General features: G+C 32.4%; 13 protein-coding genes and 2 pseudogenes. 9 read left to right on the top strand and 6 right to left on the bottom strand.

Going from position 1 to position 13,244, the window contains the following annotated elements; genetic code table 11:
- Nucleotides 1–300 precede the first annotated feature (300 nt).
- Nucleotides 301–1,289 (bottom strand): annotated as a pseudogene (locus wVul_RS06255) (IS110 family RNA-guided transposase).
- A gap of 490 nt (nt 1,290–1,779) precedes the next feature.
- Between wVul_RS06255 and wVul_RS10330 the strand changes: the two are divergent.
- Nucleotides 1,780–2,233: pseudogene (locus wVul_RS10330) on the top strand (transposase family protein); the annotation flags it as partial.
- Nucleotides 2,234–2,401: 168 nt separating this feature from the next.
- On the opposite strand, the gene wVul_RS06250 reads toward wVul_RS10330, so the two are convergent.
- Complete coding sequence (locus wVul_RS06250) at nt 2,402–3,274, bottom strand: hypothetical protein (RefSeq protein WP_047759609.1); 873 nt, start codon at nt 3,272–3,274, stop codon at nt 2,402–2,404.
- A gap of 96 nt (nt 3,275–3,370) precedes the next feature.
- Nucleotides 3,371–3,727, bottom strand: coding sequence for a glutaredoxin (locus tag wVul_RS06245; RefSeq protein ID WP_047759608.1), 357 nt, complete (start codon nt 3,725–3,727; stop codon nt 3,371–3,373).
- 69 nt (nt 3,728–3,796) lie between these two features.
- Between wVul_RS06245 and ribF the strand changes: the two genes are divergently transcribed.
- From ribF to wVul_RS06225, 4 genes are read left to right on the top strand one after another with little or no spacing between them, the layout of a single operon-like run.
- Complete coding sequence (gene ribF / locus wVul_RS06240; RefSeq protein WP_047759607.1) at nt 3,797–4,729, top strand: riboflavin biosynthesis protein RibF; 933 nt, start codon at nt 3,797–3,799, stop codon at nt 4,727–4,729.
- A complete protein-coding gene (lspA, locus tag wVul_RS06235) occupies nt 4,726–5,202 on the top strand; it encodes a signal peptidase II (RefSeq protein WP_047759606.1) in 477 nt (158 codons plus the stop codon). Before ribF ends, lspA begins: the two co-directional genes overlap by 4 nt.
- Nucleotides 5,203–5,206: 4 nt before the next feature.
- Nucleotides 5,207–6,547, top strand: coding sequence for a M16 family metallopeptidase (locus wVul_RS06230; RefSeq protein WP_047759828.1), 1,341 nt, complete (start codon nt 5,207–5,209; stop codon nt 6,545–6,547).
- Entirely contained in the window at nt 6,534–7,856 is a 1,323-nt protein-coding gene (locus wVul_RS06225; protein ID WP_047759605.1) for a M16 family metallopeptidase, read from the top strand. The genes wVul_RS06230 and wVul_RS06225 overlap by 14 nt, the downstream gene beginning before the upstream one ends.
- Here the strand turns inward: wVul_RS06225 and purN are convergent.
- Entirely contained in the window at nt 7,850–8,416 is a 567-nt protein-coding gene (gene purN / locus wVul_RS06220; RefSeq protein WP_047759604.1) for a phosphoribosylglycinamide formyltransferase, read from the bottom strand. The genes wVul_RS06225 and purN overlap by 7 nt on opposite strands.
- Nucleotides 8,417–8,687: 271 nt before the next feature.
- On the opposite strand from purN, the gene wVul_RS06215 reads away from it, so the two are divergent.
- Nucleotides 8,688–9,104, top strand: a complete 417-nt coding sequence (locus wVul_RS06215) for a hypothetical protein (RefSeq protein ID WP_047759603.1) — start codon at nt 8,688–8,690, stop codon at nt 9,102–9,104.
- On the opposite strand, the gene wVul_RS06210 is transcribed toward wVul_RS06215, so the two are convergent.
- Nucleotides 9,097–9,621: a Na+/H+ antiporter subunit E gene (locus tag wVul_RS06210; protein WP_047759602.1), complete on the bottom strand. Its 525-nt coding sequence runs from the start codon at nt 9,619–9,621 to the stop codon at nt 9,097–9,099. The genes wVul_RS06215 and wVul_RS06210 overlap by 8 nt on opposite strands.
- A 107-nt stretch (nt 9,622–9,728) precedes the next feature.
- Between wVul_RS06210 and wVul_RS06205 the strand changes: the two genes are divergently transcribed.
- From wVul_RS06205 to lgt, 3 genes are all read left to right on the top strand, one after another.
- Entirely contained in the window at nt 9,729–10,331 is a 603-nt protein-coding gene (locus tag wVul_RS06205; RefSeq protein WP_238580432.1) for an ankyrin repeat domain-containing protein, read from the top strand.
- Between the two features lie 181 nt (nt 10,332–10,512).
- Nucleotides 10,513–10,962 (top strand): SsrA-binding protein SmpB, encoded by a 450-nt coding sequence (smpB, locus tag wVul_RS06200; protein ID WP_047759601.1) that lies wholly within the window; start codon nt 10,513–10,515, stop codon nt 10,960–10,962.
- Nucleotides 10,963–10,968: 6 nt separating this feature from the next.
- A complete protein-coding gene (gene lgt / locus wVul_RS06195; protein ID WP_047759600.1) occupies nt 10,969–11,760 on the top strand; it encodes a prolipoprotein diacylglyceryl transferase in 792 nt (263 codons plus the stop codon).
- Nucleotides 11,761–11,974: 214 nt separating this feature from the next.
- Here lgt and wVul_RS06190 read toward each other — a convergent pair whose 3' ends face one another.
- The gene (locus wVul_RS06190) at nt 11,975–12,517 is read right to left on the bottom strand and encodes a hypothetical protein (protein WP_047759599.1); all 543 of its coding nucleotides are present in this window, start codon (nt 12,515–12,517) and stop codon (nt 11,975–11,977) included.
- Between the last annotated feature and the right edge of the window lie 727 nt (nt 12,518–13,244).

Genomic DNA, 13,244 nt, shown 5'->3' with positions numbered 1-13,244 from the left:
AAAAATTTGTCCTTTTAACTATTGGACTTCTATGGACAGATTGATCATCTTGTGCAATATGTTTATCATCTCTTCTTTGATTCCTTTTTTCTTCAGGGACTTTTCTTCTCGGCTTGACACAGTTTATTTAATCATAGGCGTCAAGTTAAGGAAAAGTGGCATAAGAAAGATACCGTCTTGCTAGTCAACAAAAAAATTACTCAAGCTGTATCATAAAATCAAAAAATACTTCTGATTGTGTAACAGTACACAGATTACAGTTAGTGAATATGTTGAATGGATTGGAAGCATTTTTTGATTTTAAACTACAGTCAACATCCTAGTTCTGTAATTCTTGATATGATTTGGATCAAAAGCACTTTTGGATGTCAGGATACCGAAAATGATATGGAGTAGCTTACGCTCCCACAATTGCCATATTATGCTTACCCTTCTTCTTTAGTCTTTGGCAAAAACTCACAATGATAGGATTGTGATTCTTGGCTACTATGGCAGGAAAGAAAAGGGCCTTACGTAATGTTTGTGAACCTGATTTACTTAATCTTGGTTTAGAATGTACAGATGAACCTGATGTTATATTTTTCGGTATAACTCCTGTATATGCTGCCAATTGCCTGGCATCTCTAAAAGCTTTTATGTCAGGGATTTCAGCTAAAATAGCTATTGCTGATTCCTCTCCTATTCCTGGAATAGTCAATAGAAGTTGAAAATTTTCCAACAATTCTTTGTGTTGCTTTAATAGTTCACGTACGGAGTTTTTTATTGTTTCTATTTTTTGAGCTATATTCATTGCAAGGTCTTCCCAAGCATTTACAACTTCTTTAGGCAGTCTCTCTTTTTTTTCTAGGTGGTTATTTACTAATTCTTTTAACGCAACTGAGCAACGATAAAGATGTTTTAATTTTTTCATTTCAGAAGAAGGTGGTGTCCAACGAGTTGGTTCCTGTCTTTGGCAATAATCAGCAATAATTTCTGCATCAGTCTGATCATTCTTTTGTCTTACGAGCTTACTCCTTGTATAAGATTTAATACAATAAGGATTTACAACACTAACAAAATGTCCAGCATTGTGCAGAAATTCAGCCAAAGCTTCGCTATAACAACCACATGCATGCCTTTACTTCTTCCACATTATGCTTTTGTAGAAAACTCAGCAGACCTTGAAACCCAAGATCATCGTTCTTAAAGCTCCTTTTCCTAGTTTCACGCTTTTCTTTTTTACTTATGAATGAAAGAAAAACATCAAAGCGATCTTTTGATACATCAATTCCAAGAAAGTTGTTGATCATATATAACCCCATACGTTACCATTTAAAACGAAAAGTAAGGCTAACCTTGTGGATACAGAATTAGAGCCATTTAGGTCTTTCTACGATACCGTCCAGCCTATACTTTTGAGGAGGGAACTCTTATCTTTCTTACAGATTTTATATCTAAGAGGAGAAACAGAGTTCTTCCCTCCTCCACCTAATGCTTAAGCTTAAAACATTAGGTGCTTTTTACAAGATACAAGAAGAGAAGCAGTAAAAATTATTTTAGACATTAAACGATAAAATTAGTAATTTATAGACTCTTAAAAAAAATTATCTTATTTTAGATCAAGATTTCTTAAAAAATAAATATAACAAATAAACCTTAAATAGTTGCTATATTGGGCGTATTCTCTTAACTTGATGCGTATGGTTTATTTAGCACTCCTAAACCAAATAAACAATGCATGGAAGATCGTTTGTTAATGACACTACTGTACCTATTTCCATAAAGCTATGAAAGTGTCTGCATTCGCTGATAAAGCATCAAGATTTTGCATTGCCTGGAAAAAAAGAGCTATTAAATGCAATATGAGATTCTGGTAGTAGACGGAACAGAAACTCCCATAGAGAGAGCAAATAAAAGCAGAAAAGATTTTTTTCAGGAAAAAAAAGAAACATACAATAAAGACACAAGTAGTTATAGCAAAAGAAAGTAAGAAAATTATATGTACTTCCTTTGCTAACGGTAAACGACATGACTTTAGGATTTTTAAAGAGTCGATGTTATCAAGTTTTAGCTGATAGGGGTATGCAAAAGTTTCATAAAAATGTTCAACTCCCTCATAGGAGATCAAAAAAGCAGAGAACTTTTTAGCCAAAGAGTTGTAGTTATTGGTTTACTTAAGCGATTTAAAATAATTTCAGACAGGTATAGAAATAGACGAAGGCGTTTCGGTTTACGGTTTTGCCTCTTTCTATAATTTTGAGCTGCTTCCTTAGATTATGCAAGAAGTCTAATGTCATTCTAGTGTTTAACATACATCTGTATGTAGTTGCATTGGAATGACAGAAAGCAGCTCAAAGGCTCTACTCAACCAGTAAAAAAACAGATATATGTAGACATTGGCTAAAGCCATTCTAATAACATTTTAGTGAAACTTAACAAGTTTATCTATAGTTTTAGTGATAATTTTTGGAGTATTTGGAGAAACTTCTGAGCCCAGCCTATTTAATTGCTCTATAGTAAACTCGCTATTCTCATTTATTATAAAATCACATAAAATATCTTCTATATCTTTAATAACACTTTCATACTCTCTTAGAGGATGGTTATTCGGATATCTATGGATAGTTTTGATGCTAGAATACTCAACGAAAGCTTGATCTTTAAAAGCAAGTTGTCTCAATTTCTCTTTGAATTTTTCTTCTTCCTCTCTTGCTAAAAAGCAAGACTTTATCAGTGATTCTGTAATCGAGTTTATAGCCTGGTGTATTTCAGAATGCACTATAATTTTGATGATATTTTCTTCCACTATGCAGTCATAAATGCTTTTTTCGCTCTTTAATGATTCTATAAGCATTTTGCTGTTTTGTAAATTCAATTCCAGATTCTCTTCACTCATAGGAGTCATTATAAAAGTATTCTTGTTTACTCTGATATTAAATTGCGGAAATCCTTCAGAAAAAGAAAATGCTATATCCTTAAACTCAAGTGCATGATTATATGCAGAAAAAAAGGTATTTGCTATGACGCTGTTTGGTACCTTCATTCCATGCTTACTCAGGTGATATAGCACATTTTCAACATCACGATATGTAAAACCTGTATCTTTTATCAATTCAACAACTTCTATGCGATTGTGTTGTTTATACTCTATTCTCACTTCTTCTGTAAAAAGCGTTCTAGCTGCTATATGTTTATCAAGGACTGTGAAAATCTTGATGAAATTCTCTAAATCTTGTTTGTTAATTAATTCAATATTAATTAAGTTTTTGCTAATAATTGTAATATTTTTTATCATTTCTTTCCCACTAAAAAAACTCACTAGATGAATTGTATTTTTAATTAATTAAAAATTGTTTAAAGTGAACATGCCAGCAACGGTAAGGCAAAAAAATCACATAAAATCATCATGTGATATAACACATACCTCATGTTCATTACTGCTGCTTGTGTAAGCTGTTGCATCAATGCTATCTTCATTGTTATTTAACATATCATCCAACTTTCCTTCTTTTTCAAGATCCATCAATTTGTCGCTTCCTGCAATATGGTGAATATAATTTCCATTGTCATCAGTAATAAAGATCTGTGGAACCGTTCTAACGTTATACTTTGATTTTATGTCGTTAAATAGATCTGAGTTTTTGAGCACATCGATTTCTTCATATTCCACACCTTTTTTATCTAATAAATCCTTTGCCCTTATGCAGTATGGACAGCCCTTCTTTACATATATCACAACATTTTTCACAATTTATCTCCGTAGCTTACTAAAATATAGTTATTATATATAAGAAATATTTATAAAATATCAAATTGTATGAAAGTTATTTATAATTGTGAGCAAAGGATAGAAGATAATTTAGCACTAACTTTCGGAAATTTCGATGGCGTTCATTTAGGGCATAAATTCGCGATTTCTACTCTAAAGAAGATAGCGCAGGAAAAAGGATTACCTTCCGCAGTTTTAACTTTTGAGCCCCATCCATCGACTGTCTTATCTAGCAGAAACAATTTTAGATTGATAGATCAAGAACAAAAAAAGGAACTAATCTGCAGCCATGGCATAGATTACTTATATATTATCAATTTCAATGAAGGTTTTGCTCAAGTAAGCTGCGATGACTTTATTAGTAAGATTCTAGTAGATAGGTATAGTGCTAAACACATAACTGTTGGAGAAAGTTGTACTTTTGGTCATAAACGACTAGGTAGCATATTAACTCTAGAGAAATATTCTGAAACGTATGGATACTCTTTAACTAAATTAGAGCCATTGATAGTTGATGGAGAAATTTGCTCTTCTTCTTCAATCAGAGAGCATTTACAAAAGGGTGAAATAGAAGTTGCTAATAAGTTGCTCGGCAGGCTTTATCAAGTCTCTGGTGTTGTGACAAAAGGTGCGTGTAGAGGTAGAGAAATAGGATTTCCAACCATAAACATTCCGTTAGAAGATTACATGATAAAACCTAAGTTTGGTACATATTACGCTAAAGTGGCACTTTCTGAAAATAGTGCAAATTGGCTATATGGAGTGGTCAACATTGGTATGAGACCTACATTTAAGGACTTAAAAAAACCTATAGTAGAAATGCACATATTTGACTTCAATGAAAATGTATACAATTTAAAGGTTGATATACAACTTTTAAAATTTATTAGGCCAGAAAAAAAATTCCATAGTATTAACGAGTTAACAAAACAAATAGATCGTGATATACTAAAAGCTTACCAGTTAAAGATAAACTTATGAAGAGGATATGTTTAATTATTATATTGATTATAGTATTGTTTGATCAAACGAGTAAATTGTGTATAAAATCATTGATTGATGAGGGGGAGTCAATCGAGGTTACTAGTTTTATGAAATTAGTTGAAGTTTGGAATTCAGGGATTAGTTTTGGAATGTGTAGTGCTCTGCCTCATGGCAGCTTCTTTTTTTCGGCATGTTCAATATTAATAATTGGTATACTTGCATACTTGATATACAAATCTAATGATAAGTTAATTTACCTTGGTTTTTCTCTGATGATTGGTGGAGCGATCGGAAATGTAATTGACAGAATCTATTGGGGAGCTGTATATGATTTCATATATTTTCATATCAATGATTGGTATTGGCCAGCCTTTAATTTAGCGGATCTATCTATAGTTTGTGGAATGTGTACATTGTTATATAAGTGGTATATATACGATAGGTCTATCTCTAAGCAAAATGAGGAATGAAATAATGCTTCGCAAATTCTTTAGTTTTTTTATACTACCTGTGTTTTTTTTCATTTGTCCGATTTCTTTGGAAGCTGAAAGCGTAAAGCACAGCATAAAGCATGCTAAGCTCAGTAATGGACTAGATGTCTATGTTGTTCCTAATCATCGGATTCCAGCTGTTTTTCATGCAGTAATATATAAAGTTGGGGGAATGGATGATCCAATCGGCAAAGCAGGATTGGCTCACTATTTTGAACACTTAATGTTTGAAACTACAGGGAAATTTAAAGACATAGAATCCACTTTGGGCAGCATTGGAGCACAGTTTAATGCGTTTACCACTAAAGAATATACCTGCTACTACGAATTGGTTCTCAAAAAAGATTTACCATTAGCAATGGAAATTGAAGCAGATAGAATGGGCAATTTTGATGTTACTCAAGACAAAATAGATAGAGAAAAAAATATCGTATTAGAAGAAAGGAAGATGAGATTTGATAATAATCCTGAAGCTTTATTATGGGAGGAAATAAACAGTGCATTTTATCGTAATGGTTATGGCAGATCTGTTATTGGTTGGGAGAGCAATATTAAAACTTACAATCAGGATGACATAACGAGGTTTCATGATAACTATTATCATTCAGGTAATGCTATACTGCTCATTGTTGGCGATGTGGAATTTGATGAGGTAATGAAATTAGCGGGAGAAAAATATGGCGAAATTAAAGCTAAGCCTGTGGTTAGGCATTATCCAAACCAAGATCCAGTACATAACGCAGATATATCGGTAACTTTAGAAAGCACTGAAGTGAAAGAGCCAGTTTTATACTTTCGCTATCGTGTTCCTTTATTTGAGCAAATAAGTGAAACTTTTCCTGTTGATTTGGCAGTTGATGTTTTGGGGAATGGCAAGTCTAGCAAGCTATATAAAGATTTAGTTCTAGATAAGAATGTAGCAGTGGAAGTATTTGCTTATTATAACAGTTTAGCTTTTAGTAATGGCTATATTGAGATTTGTGTAACTCCAAAAAGCGGAGTGGATTTGGATACTGTTGCAATAGAGTTAGACAATGCTGTTAATAGATTTACCTCTGAAAAAATAACAAATGAAGAACTGCAAAGTACAAAGTCTAAATACAAAGCAGCACAATTTGATAAACTATCTGATTTAACTAATATAGCAATATTTTACATACCACGTCTAGCACTAGGTATTCCACTTGATGAAATAGACATTTCATATAGCAAAATTAATTATGTCAACCTAGAGGATGTAAACAACAAAATTCACGCTATCTTTTCTACTAATAAATTAGTCGGTCGTTTGCTACCAAAAGGAGGTAATAATGAAGATAAGTAAACTTGCATTTCTACTTTTTCTCTGTTTAGGCTTTAATTTGCAAGCAAGCAGTCACTTAAATATAGAGGAGGTTACTACTAATAAAGGATTTAAGTTTTTGTTTGTTGAAAATCATGATCTACCAAAAGTTTCACTCAATACATCGTTCAAAGATGCAGGTTGCGTGTATGAAAGTCCAGAAAAACAGGGGCTTGCTTGGTTTACTTCTCTTGTAATTCAAGAAGGAGCAGGAAAAAATGATGCCAAAGATTTTGTAAAAAAGCTTGAGGATAAAGGAATTAGTTTAAATTTTATTGCTGGTTTAGAAGCATTTAGGGTTTCATTAAATACTTTATCTGAGAATCTAGAGGATGCAATTTCACTACTGAGTGATGCTATAATGCGCCCTAAAGTTGATCCTGAAGGATTGAATAGAGTTTTTGAAAAAATCAAAGTAAACTTTAATAATTTTGAAAAAGATCCTTATTTTATTGCTGCAAAAGAGTTAGATACGTTGCTGTTTAAAAAACATCCTTACTCAAAAAGTGAATATGGAACTCTTGACACTGTAATGAGCATTACTAGAGATGACGTTTTAACATACATAAAGCGTAATCTTACTAAGGATAATATAGTTATAAGTGTTGTTGGTTGTGCAAAAAAAGAAGAAGTTAGCACACTGATCGATAAATATTTATCTAGATTAGCATCAAAAAGGTCAAAAGTTAGAAAAATAGCTGTAAAAAATGATTTTGGTCCTGCAGAAAGTAAGAGTGTTTTTATGGATATACCACAGAGTGTAATACTTTTTGCTCAAAATGGTGTAGCTTATGAAGATCCAGACTACTATAATGCTCAAGTTTTGGTTGATGCGCTTGGTGGTATGGGGCTGAATTCAATATTAATGAAAGAATTGAGACAAAATCTAGGTATTACTTATGGTGTTGGTGCACGTAATGTTCCTAATAAGCATGGAAATATTATATCTGGATTTATGAGTACTGATAGTTCTACTGCTAGCAAAGCTATATTGGCGGTAAAAGATACATTTAGCAAAGTAAAAAAAGAAGGAATTGACGAACAATTATTCAAGAATGCAAAAACCAGTTTAGTAAATAACCTTACCTTCTCTTTCCTATCCAATAATGCGAATACAGCAATGTTGCTGGATAGTATGCAGATAGACGATCGTGATGTTAACAGTATAAATAATTATACGAATATCATTAATAATATTAAATTGGAGGAAGTAAACAAATTGGCAAGTTCTTTACTAAATCCTGAAAATTTATTCTTTGTTGAAGTTGGAAGAAACGCTCAAGGTCAATAATTAATACCTTCTGCTATTGATCTTACTGCTTCCACATAACACTTATGCTCTTCAGCTAAGATGCGCTCTGAGAGGCTTTGAACATCATCATTTGGTAGCACTGGCACAGTAGCTTGAGCGATTATGGCTCCAGCATCAACTTCAGGAGTGACATAATGTACAGTACAACCTGTAATTTTTACACCTGCTTTCAGAGCTTGCTCCTGGGCATTTAGGCCCTTAAAGGATGGAAGTAAAGAGGGATGAATATTTATAGCTTTGTTATGCCATTTATTCAGGAAATTAGCCTTTAGAATTCTCATAAATCCTGCAAGGCAAATTAAATCAACCTTATGTTGAACAAGTATTTCATGAATTTTATCAGTATCAAGTGGCTTATCCTCAACAACAAACGCTGGAACTCCTACTTGCTCTGCTATTTTAAGGCCTTCAGCTTCACTGTTATTTGTGATAATACATACAGTTTCTGCGGGAAAATTCTGATCATGACATGCTTCTATCAAAGCCTGCATGTTTGATCCTCTGCCTGAAATGAGTACTCCGAGCTTTATTTTTTTCATTGTAGCATAGTGTGAAACTTAATATTAACAAAACAGCTCAAAAGGAAGCTTTATTTTAGAGTAAATACTATTGTATAGCAATAACTATCATTTTACACTGCTGGATAACATGGAATTAAAGAAATCATTTAGTTTGGAGTAACTTTAACGTTTAATTTTAGGAATATTATGTGATTTATGGTAAATAAATGCATATTTTTATGGTTGCGTTATTATTTATTTAACAAAGTATTAGTATAATTACTACACTGAATTAAATGGAGAAAATTCAATGAATAAGTTACCAAATAATGCAAAAATAAGCAAATCTCAGGTTACTCAGTGGGAGATAATAAAAAATTGTGAATATTCTGATAATTGTTTGTCAAAAATAGTAACTTTATATGTCATTAAGATGGTGCAATTATCAGATATTTATACGAGTAATGAACCTGAAATTAACACTATACTTACAAGAATAAGCATAACAAGTGAAAATGCATTTTTAAATAAGGTTGTTAATATTGAAATCATGGAGGATATTTTTCCACATAAATTCAACAGCAAGAAGAAAAATAACATATCAAGGCTAGAAGATTTGTACAATTATTTATGTTCTATTGTTGGTGATAGCCTTCCGAAAGAAATGCTTGAAAGCCTAATAAGAGAATATAGGGACGCTGTTAACTTATTTAAAGCAATTACTTAACTAGATGTAGCATTTTTAAGACTTTACTTTCTATTTCAAAAATGCCACTTTCAAGATCTTTATCTATCAAGCATATGGTAGATAAATATGTTTTCTGCTTCTTTTCAACATTGATAGTTAAAGTCCCAGGGGTAATCGTAATCGAGTTAGCAAATAATGCAATGGTCTTATCATTATGTCCTGTGCATCTTCTTACAATAACAATTGGCTCAACTGTAGATTTGAATCGTAGTACCTTTTTTGTTACATAAATACTTGACAAAATAATTTGGTACATTAGCCAAGGTACATAACTTACAAACTGATAAAACGACAGTCTACCCCTACCATTTAGAATTTGATTAAGAGTGCTTTCAGCGTTCACTAATCTTCTAAAGACAAGCAATGTAAATGCAGAGGAACACACTCCACAAAAAAATAAAAATGGCTCAAAATAACCAGACAATATAATCCATAGAGAAAACAAAATCACAAATGATAGAGAAAAAAAACCTAAATATTTTTCCTTACTTTTCATGGTTTGGGAGAATAAATTTAAATTATTTTTTAGGAAAATAAAAAAGGTCTTGATCCTTTGGTTCAAAGATTATGATAACCAGGGTATTTTAATAAAGTGGGGAAGTTATGACGCTTGATGATTTCATAAAAATGCTTGCAGAAGTAAATGATACTCCAGGTTTAAATAAGAACAACATAGTTGAAAGAATAAAAACAAAATTAGAAAGAAGTGATTTATGGAGATGGGAGAATAGTGGATTTAATATAAATCATATATTTACTACACATAGTGATCTAGATCCTGTAGAAACTACATTGTTGCATTTTGCTGCTAAGAGTGGTTATGAGAACATAGTAAGAGCTCTAATTGAATATGGAGCATATGTTGATGCATGGAACAGCGATGGATGCACTCCTTTACATTTTGCTGCTGAAGGTGGTAATGGAAATATAGTAAGAACTCTAATTGAACACGGAGCATATGTTGATGCGTGGGATAATGATAGAAGTACTCCCTTACATTTTGCTACTAGAGATGGCAATGAAAATGTAGTAAGAACTCTGATTGAGCATGGAGCATGTGTCAATGTGTGGGATAGTTGTGGACGTACTCCTTTACATTTTGCTATCGATCATGAAAGTATAAGAGACATTTTAATTGAAAGTGGGGCATATGTTAGTAAGCAGAATAATAACGTATATGCTCCTTTACACTTTGCTGTTGAATGAAATTGTAAGGATGTAATGAGCTTTTCGTCAAGCAATAGGGCTAAAATGGAGGTAGAGAGAGTAGAGCAGATTACACCTGTGAAAAGATTGAAAACCACACCTGCATTTTTGAAATAATCGTTTTGTTATGAATTAAACTAAAAATTCTGTAACATATTGAAGCTTAAAGATATCTTTAGATATGGAAGTTATTGCAGAAAATAGGAAAGCAAGGTTTGAATATTTTATCTTAGAAGAATTTGAAGCAGGTATGATTTTGTTAAGTAGTGAAGTGAAATCACTAAGAGAGAGAAAGGCAAATATTTTTGATGCTTACGTTACCGAAAAAAATGGTGAAATATGGTTATACAATATGCATATTGCAGAGTATAAAGCTGCAAACCAAAAGAATCATAAGCCGAAAAGAGAACGTAAATTGCTTTTGCATAAAAAAGAGATAAATAAGCTAATTGGTCAAATCAAAACCTCTGGAATAACTGTTGTGCCACTTTCTATCTATTTTAATGATAAAGGGTTGGCAAAAACTAAAATTGCTATTGTGAAAGGAAAAAAACTCTACGATAAGAGAGCAACCATAAAGCAGAGAGAGTGGAACCGTGAGAAAAGTAGATTGTCTAAGAATAATTTGTAGTAAAATATGTCTTTAAATCCAGTAATTTTCAGCATCGGTCCTGTTTCTATATATTGGTATTCTTTAGCATATGTCTTGGGTATAGTTTTTGCATATTGGTATTTACATAAGTTAGACAATCAAAAAATATTTACTAAGAATTTTTACGATTCGTTATTAATAGCCACTATTATAGGTATTATCCTTGGAGGCAGGCTTGGCTATGTATTGATATATGATCCAGTTCTTTATATAAGCAATCCTATCGAGATATTAAAGACCTGGGAAGGAGGGATGTCATTTCATGGCGGTGCTATAGGAGTTTTGCTTGCAGTAATAATCTCCTGTAGAAAACATAACATTCCTATATTTTACACACTGGATTTAATTTCTTGTGGAGTTCCGATAGGTTTACTCCTAGGTCGCATAGGCAATTTTATAAATGGAGAGTTATTTGGCAGGGTTACAACTATGCCATGGGGTATGATGTTTCCAGAAAGTGGTGATAATTTGTTACGCCATCCAAGTCAACTTTATGAAGCATTTTTTGAAGGAGTGCTGCTTTTTATAGTTGTAAATTCACTATTTTTCTTGACCAGAATGAGATTGTATTACGGTGCGACAACTGGTATTGCAGTTATGTGGTATGGAATAGTGCGTTTTGTGATTGAGTTTTTTCGCGAGCCAGACTATCAAGTTGGCTATTTATGGTTCGATTTAACTATGGGACAGTTACTTTCTATACCTATGATTTTGCTGGGAATGTTTGTATATTTAGGTGCGTTAAACTTAAGATTTAATACGAAATCTGTTCAATAGAGAAAAGGTAAGTTGAGTAGAGAAATATAGTAGGAGTCTATCTACTCCATAACATGTACAACTATACAAATTTTTCGTGTTGCAGAGAATAAATGTAAGACCAGCAAACCTTTGTTGAATAGCTATGAGAAAAACTTAGTAGCTACTGACCAAATTCATTATTAAGCAGATACTCATTTTCCCTTAGAACCTTCTTGATTGAGAAGCTACTCTGTTAAAACATATTTTTAAATTTTTGCCAGAACCTTGGTTGATTATCATTAACCTTTGTGAATGCTATGTTTAAACTGTATTTTGGATCGTTTGGCAAATCATATCTAATGTTAAGCGTTGAAACTTTGTTCTTATTATAAGCAGAAACATCGTCATATGATAACTTTGTCGTGTAGCATTTTATACGCTTTTGCTGATCATACACTATATCACCTGATTCCCCTTCTAGTTCCACAAATTTCGTTTTTTTCTGACATTCCTTGATTTTTATTAAATCATTGTCTAGTGATATTGAAATCGGCAGCGTATTTCCAGCATATTCTTTAGCTAAAAGCTCACTTTGAGGATACATTTTTATTTCCCTTTCAAAATGTGAGTCTATAAAATTATTGCTCCAAAATTTATCTCCAGAATGTACGTATTCGTCAGTAGCGTAAGGTACACCACCATAACTGCATTGAATTTTGTAATCTCCAATACCATTGTCTTGAAAAAAATCATGAACGGTAGTGTAGCTACCAGTAACATCGTCTATGTAATCCATTACCTAACCCTTAAAACCTTTGATTCATTATACAACATGTAATGACATTAATCAACCAGAAAACCTTTTTGATAACAAGTATCTAGGGAGCATATTGATAGGATTGTGACATCCGTATTCATAAGTGTTGAAAGTGGTGATAAAAGGACATAAAGAGCTATTATTACAGAAAAATGGAGGTAATAATGGATCAAATAGAAGGAATACTGAAATTAATTAAAGATGAGGATCTAGAAAGATTGGGAAAATTAAATGAGGTAGATAACTAAACTATTGGGCAAGATTATATTCAAGGGTCTAATGAAGTTAATGGGGCAGAAAACAAGTCTTAGGACGCTAGAAATGGTAGTAAATCGGTGTGTGATAGATAAGAATGATGATAAAAACAAACAGTGAAAAAGGTTAAGAACTATAAATACCAATTACTTTAAGGAAGTATATGTTAATTTGATAAATAAAGCTGAAAAACTACTACCCAAAAAACGTCATATAACTTACATAGATTTAATCATAAACTTATCAGGGTTGTATATTAAATCAAAGTTGCAAGACTGTAATGAGCAAGCTTGTCAATTGGGTTGATTAGGTAGGTACCTTAGCCTAAAACAATGTAATACGAACGGTAGAGGGATCTAAAAACCCCTGTATAGCATTTATTTATTTGATTATATTTATAGGTACAAGAATGGCTAGAACAGTTTTTTGATGTTTCAAAAGAAACACTTGA

Origin of the sequence: Wolbachia endosymbiont of Armadillidium vulgare str. wVulC (assembly GCF_001027565.1) — a bacterium.
In the GTDB taxonomy this organism is placed as follows: Bacteria; Pseudomonadota; Alphaproteobacteria; order Rickettsiales; family Anaplasmataceae; genus Wolbachia.
Note: the sequence above shows the minus strand (reverse complement) of the source record. Positions and strands in the feature narration are given on the sequence as shown.

Bases quoted from the DNA above. Each gene is read 5' to 3' on its own strand.
- wVul_RS06250 (WP_047759609.1), bottom strand. From the start codon at position 3,274: ATGATAAAAAATATTACAATTATTAGCAAAAACTTAATTAATATTGAA.
- ribF (WP_047759607.1), top strand. From the start codon at position 3,797: ATGAAAGTTATTTATAATTGTGAGCAAAGGATAGAAGATAATTTAGCA.
- lspA (WP_047759606.1), top strand. From the start codon at position 4,726: ATGAAGAGGATATGTTTAATTATTATATTGATTATAGTATTGTTTGAT.
- wVul_RS06230 (WP_047759828.1), top strand. From the start codon at position 5,207: ATGCTTCGCAAATTCTTTAGTTTTTTTATACTACCTGTGTTTTTTTTC.
- wVul_RS06225 (WP_047759605.1), top strand. From the start codon at position 6,534: ATGAAGATAAGTAAACTTGCATTTCTACTTTTTCTCTGTTTAGGCTTT.
- purN (WP_047759604.1), bottom strand. From the start codon at position 8,416: ATGAAAAAAATAAAGCTCGGAGTACTCATTTCAGGCAGAGGATCAAAC.
- wVul_RS06215 (WP_047759603.1), top strand. From the start codon at position 8,688: ATGAATAAGTTACCAAATAATGCAAAAATAAGCAAATCTCAGGTTACT.
- wVul_RS06210 (WP_047759602.1), bottom strand. From the start codon at position 9,621: ATGAAAAGTAAGGAAAAATATTTAGGTTTTTTTTCTCTATCATTTGTG.
- wVul_RS06205 (WP_238580432.1), top strand. From the start codon at position 9,729: ATGACGCTTGATGATTTCATAAAAATGCTTGCAGAAGTAAATGATACT.
- smpB (WP_047759601.1), top strand. From the start codon at position 10,513: ATGGAAGTTATTGCAGAAAATAGGAAAGCAAGGTTTGAATATTTTATC.
- lgt (WP_047759600.1), top strand. From the start codon at position 10,969: ATGTCTTTAAATCCAGTAATTTTCAGCATCGGTCCTGTTTCTATATAT.
- wVul_RS06190 (WP_047759599.1), bottom strand. From the start codon at position 12,517: ATGGATTACATAGACGATGTTACTGGTAGCTACACTACCGTTCATGAT.